Genomic DNA, 15,331 nt, shown 5'->3' on the forward strand with positions numbered 1-15,331 from the left:
ATAATAATCACTATGCAAAAAACAAAGGAGTTTTTTTAACAGTGTTAACAACTATTCGTTCTCATCAACGTTCATTTATTTTGGGAATTAGTTTTCTACTTCCCATCCTGCTGACGGGGAGTTACTTTGCTTACCGGCAAATGGCCCCCTTTGGCCCCAGCAGCTTGCTCACGGTGGACCTTGGTCAGCAGTACGTCGACTTCTTTGCCTACCTTCGAGCAAGCCTGCTCCACCACCCCAGCAGCTTTTTCTATTCCTTTGCGAAGGGATTGGGCGGTGAAATGTGGGGGACAGATGCATACTACCTTTTCAGCCCCCTTAACCTCCTATTAGTCTTTTTCCCTGGTCGTTTTCTTACTTCCGGGATTATGCTAATCCTTCTCTTACGGTACGGTTTAGCCGGGCTGAGCTTTGCCTGGCTCCTGGATAAAACGGGTTGGCAAAAGGGTCCCCGGATTTGGGCCTTTAGCACCGCCTACGCCCTCAACGGCTGGATGATTGCTAACCAGCTTAACATGATCTGGCTGGACGCCCTTGTGATCCTCCCCCTGATTATCTGGGGCCTGCTAAAACTCTTTTACCGCCGTCAAGCTGGAACTTACATCTTCTGGCTAGCGGTCATGATGGTTGATAATTACTACATGGCCTGGATGGTTTGCCTGTTTACCCTTCTTTTGGTCTGCTGGTTGATGCCAGAAGCACGCACTTGGCACGCTCGCGGCCGCTTTATCCTCCGCTATGGTCTGAGTTCGTTGGCGGCTGCCGGTGTGGCGGCAGTCACCCTCTTTCCCACGATTTATGCCCTAATGCAGAGCAAGGGAACCTATACCGAGCAGACAATTCATAGCCGGTTTGAGTACTTTCCGTTTAAGATGCTGGCCAAACTGGTTCCCGGTTCGTTTAACTTTGACCAAATGCCCAGCGGCCAGCCAAATATCTACATCGGAATGCTTTTGATGATGGCGGCCTTCCTCTACTTTTTCAACCGGCAGGTAAAACTTAGCCGGCGGTTAGCAGCCTTAGGTGTAACTTTCTTCTTTATCTGTTCGTTTTGCTACGAACCCCTGGACCTCTTGTGGCACGCCGGCCAGTTTCCCGTCTGGTACCCCTACCGCTTTTCCTTTCTTTTTTGCTGTTGGTGCATCATCTTGGCTACCCAGACGCTCCGCCCAGCCTTTCGACCTCGCTACTGGCAGCTGGCCCTCCTCCTGCTGGTAACGGGGGCAATTTTTGCCTACGTCAGCCAGCTCAAGCTCTCCTACCTTAGCAGCAGCCAGCGCTGGATTGGGCTTGGCTTCGCGGCCATCAGCCTGCTGTGCCTAGCTATTCCACGCAAAGATTCACCCCGCCTGTACGACCTCCTCCTGGTTTGCCTAGTCATTTGTGATGTCGCCACCAGCGCTTTTACAAGTTTCAATAACCTCGCCTACGTCTCCCAGGACGAGTTTGCCCAGTACACCACCCAGCTCGACCAGGCGGCCAAAAAGCTCCGCCAGGGTGACAAGGGACTCTACCGGGTTGCCAAGACTTTCACACGAACCAAGGATGACCCCTTCCAGGGCGACTTCAACTCCGGTGACCACTTTGGCTCTACCCTGGAGCCTGCCATCCCTAACTTCATGGGAGCTATTGGTCAGCCGGCCGGCGATGGTTTTGTGACCTACGCTAACGGAACCCAGGTCACCGACGCCTTATTCGGCTTCAAGTACACCCTTGCAAAGCAGAACCTGGCAACACCAACGCTGCCGCTCTCGGGCTACCGTCCTGACTGGCGGCAATTGCCAACTACCGCTAAGACGGGCAACGTTATTATCCGGCGCAACCCGAATAGTCTCCCCTTTGCATTCGGGGCCAGCAGCGAGATCCTCCAGCTCCCGCATACGACCCTGGACCCGGTCAGCTACCAGTCGCAAATTATGCAGGCCCTGGCTGGACGGCCGATTAACAAGTCGCTCTTCCAAGTACAAAACTTTGACTCCGTCCAATTCAACAATGTTCAGACCAGTCGGCAGATTACCGGCACCCTTTTCAAGAAGCAGGACTTCCTAAAGCCAGCCTCGATTCGGCTGACCTTCATCCCACCAACTAATGATTCCTACTACCTTACCTTGGGGCCAAGTGTCAAAGACGATGCATCAATTTCCATCAATAACAAGGCCTTTGCCCAGTCCAGCAACTACCGGGACACCGTCGTCATCAACCTCGCCCACCAGCAAAAGGGTCAGCCAGTCACCATCACCTTCCGCTTGAAGAAGATGAACGTCTGGCTGCAAAACGTCAGTGTCTACCGTCTCAAACAACGCTCCTTTAATGCTAGTCTTCAGACCTTAAAACAATCTCCACTGAAGATCAGCCACCATTCCAGTAACAGTATCACGGGAACGGTGGACCTCAAACGCCAGCAACGGGTCCTCATGACAACTATTCCGGCCGCTCGTGGCTGGCACGCCATCGTGGACGGTCGGCCAGCAGCTACCAAGACGGTTTTAGGAACTTTCATGGCGATTCCACTGGCACCGGGTCACCACCAGGTCAAGCTCTACTACCGACCACCATTTTTAATCCTTGGGCTGTTCACCAGTCTGCTGACAATTAGCGGCACCTGGTTAGTTCTTCGCTACCAAGCCCGGCGGCGAACACGAGGACGTACTGGTACGGACAAACCAAGCACAAACTAGGCGGCAGTTCGTTGCCCGCCAGAATTTATTTCACCATCTAGCTATTAAAATCGGCCGGCGACAAAATACTATTACTAAGCCCAAAAGCAAATAACGTGGTACGCAAATGAGGTCTAAAGCTCGGCAGAGCCAAACTTTAGACCTCATTTATACTCGCAGCACCTCGGAAAAAGTGAGGCTGGGAATTAACTCAACCTCTTAACTATTTTATAGATTAATAATGCCTCAGCGCAGTAGCTGGCTGGCAGTTCAAACGCTGATAAATCAGCGTTTGACCAACCCCAAATAGGCTAGCTGCGCGTCGAAAGACAAATGCCCCAAATCAGCTTGCTGGTCGATTTGGGGCATTTTTTCTCACTCTCTTCTGTCTCGCACTTTAATGTGCTGACGCCCCGGTAGAAGCATCTGGATGCTCTTCTTGTTCCTTGCTAAGGCCGGCAATGTCCGGCTGGTCATCCCTATTTTCATGCTGAAAATGGAAAACAGGACCATCACTCCGGGTGTCATAGTCGACAGTGGTAATTAAATCCTTAAAGAACCACTCATCTAACTCGTCAATATGATAGTCAATGCCGTCCTTGTCAACTTCCAGGACTGGCTCTACCGGCTGATCTTCGCGCGTAAAAGCTGGTGAAAAGCCATGGTGAACTTCCGTATAGCCGTAGGTTTTGCCATAGAACTTAATCCCGTTGCCGCTCACTAAACCCATCTCATCGCGGAACCAGCGGTCAACCCGGTCAGTAATAATTAGTTTCATCCAAAACATCCCCTTTGCTGCCGATTTTGGCAGCCCTTTCATACTTACTACTTTACCATGTTTCCACGTAAATCCCAATGATTTAGCCTGACAAATTGAATAATGCAGTTAAAAAAAGAGTGGGCCGGTGAACTAGCTTAGCTAATTCGTCGCCGCACTCCTTAATTAATGATTACTTAACATCGAGAATCTTAACCTTCATCGTCCCGCTTGGGATTTCAATTTCAACTTCTTCGCCAATCTTGTGCCCCAACAAGCCCTTGGCCATTGGAGACTCATTTGAAATTTTGCCGCTCAGCGGGTCAGATTCGGATTCACCTACAATGCTGTAAGTTTCCGGTTCTTCATCCGGCAGTTCCTTAAAGGTAACACTCCGCCCCATGGAAACTTCATCCTTATCAACGTCTTCGTTGTCGATGATTTCAGCGTATTGCAGCATATTTTCAATCTGGGCAATCCGACTCTCGACCATCGCCTGTTCGTCCTTTGCAGATTCGTATTCCGAGTTTTCGGAAAGGTCCCCGTAACTGCGGGCAATCTTAATCCGCTTAATAACTTCTGGACGCCGCTTCATTTTATATTCTTCAAGCTCGTCCTCCAACTTCTGCTTTCCTTCCAAGGTCATTGGGAAAGTCTTTTCTTCAGCCATAACACACTCACTCCTTATTAATAATTCACGTCGTTACATTACCATTTATTATGGCGCTTGTAAACCGACTTACAGGGTGTGACCCCGCTTGACTAAAATGTCGCGAACCTTCGTCGTCAGCAAGTCAATGGCGACGTGGTTTTCACCGCCCTCGGGGACGATAATATCCGCGTAGCGCTTCGTTGGCTCCACAAACTGGTGGAACATCGGCTTAACGGTAGCCAGGTACTGGTTGATTACGGAATCCAAGGACCGGCCCCGCTCATCCATATCCCGCTTAATGCGGCGAATGATTCGAATGTCATCATCGGTATCAACGTAGACCTTAATGTCCATCAGGTCCCGGAGGCGCTCATCATCCAGAATCAAGATTCCTTCTAAAATGATAATCTCGGTTGGCTCCACGTGGACCGTTTCCTGGGACCGGGTATAAGCCTTGTAATCATATACCGGCATCTCAATCGCCCGGTTATGACGGAGGTCACTTAACTGGCTGATCAGGAGGTCGGTATCAAAAGCCAGCGGGTGGTCATAATTAACCTGCTTCCGCTCCTCCATAGTCATGTCTGCCTGGTCGTTATAGTAGGTATCCTGGGTAATGATTTGGATATCCTGCCCCTTTAATTGATTATAGATGGCCTTGCTAACAGTCGTCTTTCCACTACCAGAGCCACCGGTTACCCCAATAATGATTGGCCGCCGTTTTTGTTCAGTACTCATTAATGCAGTCTGCTCCCTCTTTTAATTTAATCTGAAATAGTATACAGCACTATCGGTATTCGAGCAACTAGCAATTAGCGTTTTGCCGCCCGACTGCTCTGGAGTTCAGCCGCAATTTGGGGAACCGACTGGGTCTGCGCCAGCCTAAACTTCCCAGCCTTGACTCCCTTCGTCTTATGCGTCTGCAGGTAGTAGCTGAACACGTACGCACTCCTCACCAGCTGTTTTTCTTTCAAGATCCTTGCCACCTCGTCATCAGTCGCTCCCCGGGGGATTGTCACCGTGACCCGTTGCTGGCTAGCACTGCTCACGGGACGCAAGGCGTAGTTGAAATACTGGTGAATTGCCAAACCCGCGGCCACCAGCAGCACTATAATAACTAAGACCAGGCGGTTTTGCTTTTTTAATTTCTGTTCTTCCATAATTTTGCCCTTAGTGAAAAGGAGGCTGGGAAGAATCTCAGCCCCTTTCCGATAATGTTATAACACAGTAACTGCTTAATAGTGGTGGACAAGGGGAGCCGCAGCGACTCCCCCTTCCAATCCCGTTAATAAATTTACCGAATTTCTGCTGCCAGTTCATCCTCCAACGCCTGGGTAACCTTGGCAAAGGCCTTGTTGACCTGGTCTTCGGTCAGGGTATCATGGTCATCCTGGTAAGTCAGCGTGTAGGCCAGGGACTTCTTTCCCTTTGGCAGATGAAGGCCGCTGTATACGTCAAAGAGATGAACCTTCTTTAAGAAGGCGCCGGCCCGCTTTTCGATTACCGCAATCACGTCGGCATTCGTGACGTTGCGATCAACCAACAGGGCAATATCACGAGTAATTGCTGGGTACTTACTGATTGGGTGGTATTCATTAGCCACCTTATCAGCTGCCAGCAGTGCTTCCAAGTTCAGTTCAAAGACGTAAGTTGCAGGTACCTTGTAGTCCTTCGCCGTCCGCGGGTGAACTTGGCCCACAAAGCCCACTAATTGGTCATCGACATAAATATCGGCCGTCCGTCCCGGGTGCATCTCCGCCCGGGCCTGCGTTGCCCGGTAGGTGATTGTCTCGGCCAGGCCCAGATTATGCAAGTACCGTTCTACGATTCCCTTAATTTGGAAGAAGTCCACCGGCTGATCCTGCTTATGCCAAGAATTGGCCAGCAGCTGACCGGTAATTGCACCAGCCAAGTGTTCCTGTTCTTCTGGGCGCTCGCCACCCTTCGGCAGGAAAACCCGTCCGACTTCGTAAAGGGCCACGTTGTTGACGTTTCGGGCCACGTTGTACGCCACGTCAATCAGCAGGCCGCTGATGAGGCTCATCCGGGTCGCAACGTGGTCGGAGCTCATCGGAAAGTCCAGCTTCATTGGCTCCGCGAGGGGGTCAATTTGGAACTGCTTAGCCTTATCCTCAGTCGTTAAGGAATAGCTGATTGCTTGCGTCAGGCCCATCCCCTCCATCTCATGTCGGCTCGCCCGCAGGAACTTTTGCCGTGGGGTAAGGCCCCCGTGGTTGCGAGTCATTACGGGCAAAGTAGCGGGAAGGTTATCATAGCCGTAAATCCGGGCAATTTCTTCGTACAGGTCCGCGGCCACAAAGATGTCCCACCGCCGGGATGGAACGGTTACCGTCAGCTGGTCATCATCAACGACGTCAACCGGGAAGGCCAGCCGGTTAAAAATGTCGCTTACCTCGTCCTGGCTGAGTTCGGTCCCGAGCACGTGGTTGATTTTGGCAAGCGATAAGGTAATCTGCTTATCCTCCGCCGGTTTTTCACTGGCAGTGACAATTCCCGTGGTAACCTGACCACCAGCTAATTCGCTGATGAGTTCCGCCGCTTCATCCAGCGCCGTTTCCACCGTAGCCGGGTTGATTCCCCGCTCAAAACGCATTGACGATTCACTGTGAAGGTCTAACCGCCGAGCCTGCTTCCGCACCATAATTGGGTCAAAAATCGCTGCTTCCAAGGCAACCGTCTTTGTGCTGGCGGAAACCGCGGTCCCCTGACCACCCATTGTCCCGGCCAGGGCGACCGGCTGACCAGCGACCGTAACGACAATGTCGCTCTCTTTCAGGGTCTGTTCATCCCCATCGAGGGTGGTGAATTTCTCGTCAGCTTGGGCATGGCGAACGCCGAAGTCGTGACCTGGGAGCTGGTCATAGTCGTAACTGTGGAGTGGCTGGCCGTACTTGAGCAGTACGTAGTTAGTGACGTCAACCACGTTGTTGACCGGCCGAACACCAGAATTCCAGAGCTTGATTTGCAACCAAAGCGGACTATCAGCTACCGTAACACCGTCAACCACCCGCAACTTGTAGGCTGGTGCCAGCTTGGTATCCGTTACCTGGGCAGACAAGCGGTCGCTGGTTGCCTGGCTAGCCTCTTCCTTAACCGCGACTTTCTTAAAGTGGGACTTTAGGCCGTAGAAGGCGGCAATGTCGTTGACGTTCCCGTAGATACTCAGCATGTCACCCCGGTTAGGCGTAACATCAGTATCAATGATCACATCATCCATCCCCAGGTATGGGAAGACCGACTCGCCCGGCTTGGCATCGTCCGGCAGGAGGTAAATGCCGTCATCGTAGTCCTTCGGTGCGATCTTATCACTAAAGCCCAGCTCCTGCAGGGCACACAGCATCCCGTTTGATTGTACACCGCGGATCTTGCCCCGCTTAATTTTGACGTTGTCACCAATCCGGGCACCGTGAAGGGCTACAATCACCTTTTCACCAGCCGCCACATTCGGCGCACCACAGACAATCTGAATTGGTTCGTCTTCACCAACGTCGACTTGGCAGACGTGCAGGTGGTCCGAATCCGGGTGCGGTTCGCAAGTAATGACGTTCCCGACCACAATTTTCTTCAGGCCGTCGCTCAGGGAATAAACATCGTTAATATCGACCGATGTCCGGGCAATCTTTTCGGCTAGTTCATGGGGCTCAACGTCAATATCTAAGTATTCTTTCAGCCATTGGTATGATACTTTCATTTAACTTATCCTTTCTCGTCGAACTGGTTCAGGAAGCGCACGTCATTTTGGTAGAAGTTCCGGATATCGTCGACCCCGTACTTCAACATTGCAAACCGGTCTGGGCCTAGTCCAAAGGCAAACCCGCCGTAAACTTCTGGGTCCACGCCCGACATCTTGAGAACGTTCGGGTGAACCATTCCGGCACCCAGCACTTCAATCCAGCCGGTGTGCTTACAGATCGCGCAACCCTTCCCCAGGCAGTTGAAACAGGTAATATCCGCTTCCACAGATGGTTCGGTGAAGGGGAAGTAACTCGGCCGCAAACGAACCTTGAGCTTGTCACCGAAGAGCGACTGGGCAACTACTTCCAGGGTTCCCTTCAGGTCAGCCATGGTGATGTGCTTGCCGACAACCATCCCTTCAATCTGGTTGAACTGGTGACTGTGGGTCGCGTCATCCGTATCCCGCCGGTAAACCTTCCCGGGGGAAATCATCTTCAACGGCCCCCGGCTAAAGTCGTGCTTTTCCAGCATCCGGGCCTGCATTGGCGAAGTCTGCGTCCGCATCAAGACCGTGGGGGTAACGTAGAAAGTATCCTGCATATCCCGGGCCGGGTGGTCCTTCGGCAGGTTCAGCTTTTCGAAGTTATAAACTTCCTGCTCGACTTCATCCCCGACGGCCACTTCATAACCCATGGAAACGAAGAGGTCGACCACCTGATCAATGATCTGCTGGATAACGTGAGACTGGCCCTGGGCAACCGGCGTCCCAGGAAGGGTCACGTCTACCGTTTCCGCCGCCAGTTCAGCATCCAGGGCAGCCTGTTCCAGCTCGGTCCGCCGTTCCTCGATAGCCGTGGTCAACTCGTCACGAACCTTGTTGGCAAACTGACCAACCACCGGCCGTTCCTCGGCACTGAGGTCACGCATTCCCCGCAGAACACTCGTGATTGGCCCCTTCTTCCCCAGCATTTTGACCCGAATTTCGTTAATCTTCTTCAGGTCCTTAGAATTCTTAATTTCTGCCAGCCCTTCGTCGCGAAGTTCCGTCAGTCGATCTTTTAATCCCATTTTTTCAGCTCCTTTGAAATAAAAAAGCTTCGTCCCCAAATAGGGACGAAGCATCGCGGTACCACCCTAGTTTACCGGCGCAGTGCCGGTACACTTAGTCGATCAATAACGGTGATCAGCCGGAATACCATTACGTACCAGCTCAGAAAATGAAATTCACCAGTTGGCACCGGTCGTCACTTGCAGAATGAGGTGACGACTCTCTGCCGGGCCTGAACTAGCTACTAGTTTTCGTCAACGCTTTTAACATTTAACATTGTAAACACTCCGCTAAGTCAGGTCAAGCCTAAATTAGCACCACTTGTCGCTCCACTTGTGGACGGCTTCCATTACTGGTGCCAACTCACGGCCTCGTTCGGTCAGTGAGTAATCGACCCGGCTAGAACCAGGATAAGTATTCCGTACAACGATCTGCTCATCTTCCAGTTCTTTGAGCCGTTCACACAGTACCCGGTCGCTGCACTTGGTGATAGCGCCTGCAATGTCTTTGAACCGCAGTGTCGGCTGTTCCAGCAGGACCTCAATAATCAAGCCATTCCACTTCTTCCCCAGCATCATAAAGGTTTGGGTAAATTTCGGACAGAGTTTACAGCCTCCTTCTTCTCGTTTCTTTGCTACCATTTCAGTCATAGTATTACTCCTCCCTACCAGATAGTACGCATCCGCCGTTTCTTAATCTTGCGCCGCAGCTTCGCTCGCAGTGGGCTAAAGAATTCGTGCTCCGCTTCGAAATCGTCGACTAAGGAAACAATCAGGCTCTCCGGATAACGCGGCGTCGCCATCGTTGCTCCGAACATATGCTTTAAGATAATATCCTTTTCCTTTTTATTCAATGGGGTAATCTTCTCCGCGTTGCGCAGGGCCACACGGGGATGGATGAAGGCGTGCGTTCCCAGGTCAAACTTGGTCGTCCGCCAGTCATAGTAGAACAGGTCATGCAGCAGGCCTGCCCGGGCCGTACTCCGGTAATCCAGGTGCAGACGCTTCGCAATTCGGTAACTATCGTAAGACACCGCGATTGAATGCTGGAGACGGTTAGAATGATGGTGCTGAGTATAGTCCGCTAACTTCTGTACAGCCGGTTGGGCTAATAAATCATTGACAATCGCCATGTACTCACGATCTTGACGCCATTCATTCTTTGTTTTCATGTAATACCCCTTCCTAATTGTTTTAGATTATCATACTGAAAAATGACCAGGATTTAAATTAATTTGCTCCTAGTCCAGTTCCCGGTTCAGTTGGAACATCAGGATTCCCGCGGAAACCGCCACGTTTAAGGACTCAGCGTCTCCCCGCATGGGGATATAAAGGTTGGCCGTCGTCTCTTTCAATAGGTCAGCTGCCATCCCCTGGCCTTCATTGCCCATAATCAAGGCAAAGGTCTGTCCAGGATGAACATCCCGGAAATTTTTTGCTGCCGGATTAAGCTGGGTACCATAGACGGGAGCGCCGAGCTGCTTAAAGTCCTGAATCCACTTGTGGAGATCGCCTTCGAGCAGGGTCAAATGAAACTGACTCCCCTGCATGGAACGCACAACCTTGGGACCAAAAAGGTCAGCCGACCGGTCGCCAACAACCACGCCTGTAAACCCTGCCGCGTCCGCGGTTCGAACCATTGTACCGACGTTGCCCGGATCTTGGACCCGGTCCAAGAGGAGCCAGGCCCCCTGAATATTCGCTGGTACCCGGTGCGCGTCTGGCAGGTCAACGACCGCAGCAATTCCCTGGGGAGTTACCGTGTCCGTAACGTGCTGCATAATCTCTGGAGTCACCACATAGGCTTCCGCAGTGCGAGCAACTAAGTCCTGGTGAGCCGCAAGCTGGTCAGCCGTCCCAATCAGCTGCCGGAGTTGGTTGCCAGCCTTGACGGCCTCGTTAACCAGGTGCCAGCCATCCAGCAGATATTCTCCACTCTGCCGACGAAACTTCTTTGTTTGCAGCTTCTTCCAATTTTTGACGTGTTGGTTGTGAACAGATGTTAATTCTTCCATTAAAAACTACCTTTCTCTTATTTTTAATTATACCATGAAACAATGGTGTACAATACAGACAACCCATTCGGCAGTTACTAAGTTTTTGTTAAGGAGTTTGCCAATGATCAACTATCAGCTTACCGTCAGCGGCCAGGTTCAGGGAGTCGGTTTTCGGTGGGGCTGCTACCGCCTCGCCCAGCAGTACGGCGTCAGTGGCTTTGTCAAGAACCTTCCATCCGGCCAGGTCTATCTGGAAGTTCAGGGGTTGCCAGACGCGGTGACCAACTTTATCGCCCGCGTTGAAAGCGGGCCCACCCCTTATGCCCACGTCAATCAAGTTAGCAAGCACCGCCTCCCCTGCCAGGATTACGGGGGCCAGTTTACAATCCGTCGCTAATTCGCCTCACCAGCTGGCTTTTAATGCCGCTTTAAGTTAAGATATGTACTGTTACCCAAATTAAGAAATTGCAAGGAGTTATTATTAACGCATGAAACACAAGAAACTAACACTTGCCGGTCTGCTGTCCGTCTTATTGCTGACCCTGAGCGGCTGTGTACGAACGACCAAGAGCGGGAAGCCCTATGGTTTTGTCTACGACTACATGGCAAAGCCAATGCAGCACCTGATGGAATGGCTAGCTGCCCACCTCGGCAACAACTACGGTTGGGCAATCATCGTTATCGTAGTCGTGGTTCGGTCCATCTTGCTACCGGTAATGTTCTCACAAATGAAGAAGTCCACGATTACCCAGGAGAAGATGGCTAAGGTCCAGCCACTGATCAAGGAACTGAGTGAAAAGCAAAAGGCCGCCAAAACTCCAGAGGAACAAGCGGCGGTAAGCCAGCAGATGATGGCCCTCTACCGGGATAACAACATCAGCATTACCGGGGGGATTGGCTGTCTGCCACTGTTAATTCAGTTGCCAGTCTTTGCCGCCCTTTACGCTGCCATCCGCTACTCACCAGACCTTTACCACGCTGAATTCTTCGGCATCGCCCTGGGGAAGCCAAGCATCATCCTGGCGGTCCTTTCCTTTATCGCCTACGCTGCCCAAAGCTACCTGGGGCTCATCGGGGTTCCAGAAGAACAGAAGAAGCAGATGAAGATGGCCATCTGGATGAGTCCATTTATGACCTTCTTTATCTCCCTGACTTCCTCCGCTGGGCTGGGACTGTACTTCTTTATCGGGGGACTCTTCGCCATCTTGCAAACCCTGATGGTCAACGCCTACCGGCCACGCATCCGGAAGCGGATCGAAGAAGAAAGCAAGAACCACCCAATTAAAATGCCTGCGGCACCACAGACGCCTGCCAACGCAACCGCTAGTGCGATTGACCAGCTGAAACAGCCGGGACAAACAACAACCGAGGCTAACAAGGCAGCTAAGCGGAACCGGCAACGGAACGCGGGTAAACAGCACCATCACAAGTAAATATTAGATAGTGGCTGGGAGATTATTCCTGGCCCCTTTTATTTTAAGGAGGATTCACCATGATTAAGCCAGTCAACAGGGACGTAAATATCCTGCGCCAAGTCAGCCAGCTGGCGAGCAAGGACGATTTACCAGTCGCACAGGACCTCAGAGACACCCTCACGGCCAATGCCGACCGCTGTGTCGGGATGGCCGCTAATATGATTGGGGTAACAAAACGCATCATTATTGCCAGTCTCGGGCCGCTCCAAGTGGTAATGTTCAATCCGCAAATAGTTGCCAAGAGTGGGCCTTACCAGGTCCAAGAAGGCTGTCTCTCACTCTCCGGACAACGTTCCACAACCCGGTTTCAAAAAATTAGGGTTCGCTTCACCAACGAGCAGTGGGAACAGCAGGAGTTAACCCTCACCGCCTTCCCGGCCGAAATTATCCAGCACGAACTTGACCACTGCAACGGTATTTTAATCTAACCTGTCTACGTGGCTAACCACCACAAACGAAAACGTCCCAAACCAGCTTTTAATAGCCGGTTTGGGACGTTTTCCTATTCTGATTTATTTTCCTGATCTTCAATAATGGGCAGGACGACCTTGAAGAGGGAACCTGCGCCAAGGGAACTTTCCAGACTGATACTGCCATGGTAACCCTCGACCAGTCGTTGGGCAATCGAAAGTCCTAGTCCATTCCCGCCTTTCTTGCGACTCCGGGCCTTATCTACCCGGTAAAAGCGGTCAAAGACCCGTTGGGCATCTTCCGGCGGAATCCCTTCACCGAAGTCTTGAACCCCGATTTCCACGGTGTTCATCCCCCGGGAAAGGGTCAGGTGGATCTCCTTGCGCTCTCCTGAATACTTCACGGCGTTATCGCAGAGGATTACCAAGACCTGTTCCAAGTGGTCGCGGTAAATGTTCACGCTGATTTTCTCATCCACGTCATCATCGAGGGTAAAGGTAAAGTCCGGGTAGAGCATCTTGAAGTTATTAAAGACCTGATGAACCACGTCGTTTACCACCGTCCGCTGGTCCCGGAAGTTGATTTCGACCTGTTCCGCCCGGCTGAGGTCCAGCATTTCTTGGACCAGGTTCTTCATCCGTTTTGTTTCCACCAGTGAAGCAGCCAGGGAGTCGTCAAGGACTTGCGGATCATCCTTGCCCCACCGCTGCAACATTTCCAAGTGACCTTGGATAATTGCGACCGGGGTCCGCAGTTCATGACTGACGTCGCTGACAAACTGGCTTTGCTGGTCCAGGTAGCGCTGCATCCGGTCCAGCATCTCGTTGAACATCTCAATCAACTCGGCTAGTTCATCATTCCGGTTGACCTTGGGAACCCGGATGTCCTTGGTGGGGTCCTTGCTGATGGCCTTAACGGTGTCATGGATCCCACTGAGCGGCTGTAAGAAAAAGGACGACAGGAAGTAGCCGAGCAGGCCACTTGCTAAGACCACCAGGCACAGGGCCAACCCACAGACAAGCCGTAACTGACGGTAGCTCTGGACATACGCGTTCAGGTTATTTTCTACTTGGAGGTAGCCGATTACCTGCCGGCTCTTTTGCGAATAAATCGGCATGTGCCCCACCAGGATTTGGTGACGGGCGCCCTTATAGATTCGAACTTGCCGGTCATTTACCAGTGACGGGCGGACATCGGAGCGGCCCGTCGACAGCAGCTTTTTGCCCTGGGGATTATAGATGTTGACAATCAGGTGCCCATCGCTCAGCTCTTTGATTAGCGGTCGCTTGTAGTCGGCCCCCTGGACGATCGAATGGTCCTTATCCGGATCAATCACACTGGCGATACTCTGCCTTGTCAGTGGCCGGTCATTTTTGGCTAGTTGCTGGCTGATGTTGGTCATCCCCTGGTTGAGCAGTGACCGTTCTTGACGAAAAAGACTTTGGGTAAAGGTCATAAAGAGTGCCATCGTGACCACGATAAAAATCAGCAGTGAACCGACGGCGGTCCCAAAAGCCCACTTTAAGCGCAACGAAATAAATTGTTTGCTTTTCGCCTTATTCTCCATAAATCATCACGGACCTTACGAACGAATAACGTAGCCGGTTCCCCGGACGGTTTGAATATAGCTCTTCTCACCCGAGCGGTCGATCTTGTTTCGCAGGTAGCGGATGTAGACGTCAACGACGTTCGTTTCCACCTTTGAATCATAACCCCAGACCTTGCTGAGCAACTCCTTCCGGGACATGACCACATTGATGTTTTCCATCAGGATCAGCAGGAGCTCGTATTCCCGCTTGGTCAGGTTGATTACTTCATCCCCCCGTCGAACGACCCGGTTTTCCTTTTCAATTGTCAGGTCCTTGTAGTTAACCGTCGTCTGGTGTTCTTTATTATTGCCATCCTCAATACTGATTCGCCGCAGGAGGGCCCGGACACGGGCCAGCAGCTCTTCAATGGCAAACGGCTTTACGATGTAGTCATCGGCCCCGTGGTCCAACCCAGAAACCCGGTCAATGACGGAGTCCCGGGCCGTCATGATGATGATTGGGGTGTCCTTTAGCTCCCGAACCCGCCGGGCAACCTCAATCCCGTTTAATTCTGGCAGCATCAGGTCAAGCAAGATTACATCAAAATCCTGGTTTAAGGCAGCGTCCAGGCCGGCCCGTCCATCCAGTTCAACGTCCGTCTCGTAACCCTCATGCTTTAATTCCAGGTTAACAAAGTTTGCTAAATTTTCTTCATCTTCAATAATTAAAATTCGACTCATTAATTTCACCTACTATATCTAATCATGGTATTTAGTACTTCTTCTCATTAAATTAACAGAATAATTTTATCACAATTCTTTAATAAACCATAGTAGGAGCGCTGGTAAAATCAGAAGAACTTTGACAAAATAAAAAAAGACGATCCCAGGTCCGGCGCCTAAGGAATCGTCTTTCAGTCATTAGTTGTTAGTGTTAACAACTTGCTTGCCGTCGTAGTAGCCACAGTTAGGGCATACCATGTGGGACTTACGCAGTTCACCACAGTTTGGGCAAGGAGTCAAGCCAGGGACATTCAACTTAATGTGGCCCCGACGCATCCGCTTCTTAGCCTTTGAAGTCTTCCGTGCTGGAACAGCCATGTTTGACACC

At 51.5% G+C, this 15,331-nt stretch carries 16 protein-coding genes and 1 other annotated feature; of the genes, 4 read left to right on the forward strand and 12 right to left on the reverse strand.

What is annotated here, in order from left to right:
• Positions 1 to 41: 41 nt before the first annotated feature.
• A complete protein-coding gene (locus tag N4599_RS02850; protein ID WP_191363868.1) occupies positions 42 to 2,678 on the forward strand; it encodes a YfhO family protein in 2,637 nt (878 codons plus the stop codon).
• A 376-nt stretch (positions 2,679 to 3,054) separates the two neighbouring features.
• On the opposite strand, the gene N4599_RS02855 is transcribed toward N4599_RS02850, so the two are convergent.
• The 9 genes from N4599_RS02855 to N4599_RS02895 form a co-directional block, all read right to left on the reverse strand.
• Positions 3,055 to 3,435, reverse strand: a complete 381-nt coding sequence (locus N4599_RS02855) for a HesB/YadR/YfhF family protein (RefSeq protein WP_191363867.1) — start codon at positions 3,433 to 3,435, stop codon at positions 3,055 to 3,057.
• Between the two features lie 172 nt (positions 3,436 to 3,607).
• A complete protein-coding gene (gene greA, locus N4599_RS02860; protein WP_191363866.1) occupies positions 3,608 to 4,084 on the reverse strand; it encodes a transcription elongation factor GreA in 477 nt (158 codons plus the stop codon).
• Between the two features lie 69 nt (positions 4,085 to 4,153).
• Positions 4,154 to 4,804: a uridine kinase gene (gene udk, locus N4599_RS02865; protein ID WP_003714562.1), complete on the reverse strand. Its 651-nt coding sequence runs from the start codon at positions 4,802 to 4,804 to the stop codon at positions 4,154 to 4,156.
• 74 nt (positions 4,805 to 4,878) lie between these two features.
• Entirely contained in the window at positions 4,879 to 5,226 is a 348-nt protein-coding gene (locus N4599_RS02870) for an endolytic transglycosylase MltG (RefSeq protein ID WP_191363865.1), read from the reverse strand.
• A 134-nt stretch (positions 5,227 to 5,360) separates the two neighbouring features.
• On the reverse strand, positions 5,361 to 7,778 hold the full coding sequence (pheT, locus tag N4599_RS02875; protein WP_260901858.1) for a phenylalanine--tRNA ligase subunit beta: 2,418 nt from the start codon (positions 7,776 to 7,778) through the stop codon (positions 5,361 to 5,363).
• A gap of 5 nt (positions 7,779 to 7,783) precedes the next feature.
• Complete coding sequence (gene pheS / locus N4599_RS02880) at positions 7,784 to 8,830, reverse strand: phenylalanine--tRNA ligase subunit alpha (protein ID WP_191363863.1); 1,047 nt, start codon at positions 8,828 to 8,830, stop codon at positions 7,784 to 7,786.
• 38 nt (positions 8,831 to 8,868) lie between these two features.
• Positions 8,869 to 9,077 (reverse strand) — a binding site (T-box leader).
• Between the two features lie 44 nt (positions 9,078 to 9,121).
• Positions 9,122 to 9,460 carry a winged helix-turn-helix transcriptional regulator gene (locus N4599_RS02885; protein WP_191363862.1) on the reverse strand — a complete coding sequence of 113 codons (339 nt, stop codon included), beginning with the start codon at positions 9,458 to 9,460 and terminating at the stop codon, positions 9,122 to 9,124.
• Between the two features lie 14 nt (positions 9,461 to 9,474).
• Complete coding sequence (locus N4599_RS02890; RefSeq protein ID WP_003714558.1) at positions 9,475 to 9,981, reverse strand: HD domain-containing protein; 507 nt, start codon at positions 9,979 to 9,981, stop codon at positions 9,475 to 9,477.
• Between the two features lie 69 nt (positions 9,982 to 10,050).
• The gene (locus N4599_RS02895) at positions 10,051 to 10,824 is read right to left on the reverse strand and encodes a TrmH family RNA methyltransferase (protein ID WP_191363861.1); all 774 of its coding nucleotides are present in this window, start codon (positions 10,822 to 10,824) and stop codon (positions 10,051 to 10,053) included.
• 103 nt (positions 10,825 to 10,927) lie between these two features.
• Between N4599_RS02895 and N4599_RS02900 the strand changes: the two genes are divergently transcribed.
• From N4599_RS02900 to N4599_RS02910, 3 genes are all read left to right on the forward strand, one after another.
• Complete coding sequence (locus N4599_RS02900) at positions 10,928 to 11,203, forward strand: acylphosphatase (protein ID WP_191363860.1); 276 nt, start codon at positions 10,928 to 10,930, stop codon at positions 11,201 to 11,203.
• Between the two features lie 91 nt (positions 11,204 to 11,294).
• The gene (yidC, locus tag N4599_RS02905) at positions 11,295 to 12,239 is read left to right on the forward strand and encodes a membrane protein insertase YidC (RefSeq protein ID WP_191363859.1); all 945 of its coding nucleotides are present in this window, start codon (positions 11,295 to 11,297) and stop codon (positions 12,237 to 12,239) included.
• 59 nt (positions 12,240 to 12,298) lie between these two features.
• Complete coding sequence (locus tag N4599_RS02910) at positions 12,299 to 12,709, forward strand: peptide deformylase (RefSeq protein ID WP_260901864.1); 411 nt, start codon at positions 12,299 to 12,301, stop codon at positions 12,707 to 12,709.
• Positions 12,710 to 12,783: 74 nt separating this feature from the next.
• On the opposite strand, the gene N4599_RS02915 is transcribed toward N4599_RS02910, so the two are convergent.
• The 3 genes from N4599_RS02915 to rpmF form a co-directional block, all read right to left on the reverse strand.
• Positions 12,784 to 14,259: a HAMP domain-containing sensor histidine kinase gene (locus N4599_RS02915; protein WP_260901866.1), complete on the reverse strand. Its 1,476-nt coding sequence runs from the start codon at positions 14,257 to 14,259 to the stop codon at positions 12,784 to 12,786.
• 15 nt (positions 14,260 to 14,274) lie between these two features.
• Entirely contained in the window at positions 14,275 to 14,961 is a 687-nt protein-coding gene (locus N4599_RS02920) for a response regulator transcription factor (protein WP_191363856.1), read from the reverse strand.
• A gap of 180 nt (positions 14,962 to 15,141) precedes the next feature.
• Positions 15,142 to 15,321: a 50S ribosomal protein L32 gene (rpmF, locus tag N4599_RS02925; protein WP_003715340.1), complete on the reverse strand. Its 180-nt coding sequence runs from the start codon at positions 15,319 to 15,321 to the stop codon at positions 15,142 to 15,144.
• Positions 15,322 to 15,331: the final 10 nt, after the last annotated feature.

Source organism: Limosilactobacillus oris (genome assembly GCF_025311495.1).
GTDB classification, from domain to species: Bacteria; Bacillota; Bacilli; order Lactobacillales; family Lactobacillaceae; genus Limosilactobacillus; species Limosilactobacillus oris_A.

What these genes read in the sequence shown, in the direction of transcription:
- pheT (WP_260901858.1), bottom strand. Translation starts at nt 7,778, where the DNA reads ATGAAAGTATCATACCAATGGCTGAAAGAATACTTAGATATTGACGTT.
- N4599_RS02900 (WP_191363860.1), top strand. Translation starts at nt 10,928, where the DNA reads ATGATCAACTATCAGCTTACCGTCAGCGGCCAGGTTCAGGGAGTCGGT.
- pheS (WP_191363863.1), bottom strand. Translation starts at nt 8,830, where the DNA reads ATGGGATTAAAAGATCGACTGACGGAACTTCGCGACGAAGGGCTGGCA.
- yidC (WP_191363859.1), top strand. Translation starts at nt 11,295, where the DNA reads ATGAAACACAAGAAACTAACACTTGCCGGTCTGCTGTCCGTCTTATTG.
- N4599_RS02890 (WP_003714558.1), bottom strand. Translation starts at nt 9,981, where the DNA reads ATGAAAACAAAGAATGAATGGCGTCAAGATCGTGAGTACATGGCGATT.
- udk (WP_003714562.1), bottom strand. Translation starts at nt 4,804, where the DNA reads ATGAGTACTGAACAAAAACGGCGGCCAATCATTATTGGGGTAACCGGT.
- N4599_RS02915 (WP_260901866.1), bottom strand. Translation starts at nt 14,259, where the DNA reads ATGGAGAATAAGGCGAAAAGCAAACAATTTATTTCGTTGCGCTTAAAG.
- rpmF (WP_003715340.1), bottom strand. Translation starts at nt 15,321, where the DNA reads ATGGCTGTTCCAGCACGGAAGACTTCAAAGGCTAAGAAGCGGATGCGT.
- N4599_RS02870 (WP_191363865.1), bottom strand. Translation starts at nt 5,226, where the DNA reads ATGGAAGAACAGAAATTAAAAAAGCAAAACCGCCTGGTCTTAGTTATT.
- N4599_RS02855 (WP_191363867.1), bottom strand. Translation starts at nt 3,435, where the DNA reads ATGAAACTAATTATTACTGACCGGGTTGACCGCTGGTTCCGCGATGAG.
- greA (WP_191363866.1), bottom strand. Translation starts at nt 4,084, where the DNA reads ATGGCTGAAGAAAAGACTTTCCCAATGACCTTGGAAGGAAAGCAGAAG.
- N4599_RS02895 (WP_191363861.1), bottom strand. Translation starts at nt 10,824, where the DNA reads ATGGAAGAATTAACATCTGTTCACAACCAACACGTCAAAAATTGGAAG.
- N4599_RS02910 (WP_260901864.1), top strand. Translation starts at nt 12,299, where the DNA reads ATGATTAAGCCAGTCAACAGGGACGTAAATATCCTGCGCCAAGTCAGC.
- N4599_RS02885 (WP_191363862.1), bottom strand. Translation starts at nt 9,460, where the DNA reads ATGACTGAAATGGTAGCAAAGAAACGAGAAGAAGGAGGCTGTAAACTC.
- N4599_RS02920 (WP_191363856.1), bottom strand. Translation starts at nt 14,961, where the DNA reads ATGAGTCGAATTTTAATTATTGAAGATGAAGAAAATTTAGCAAACTTT.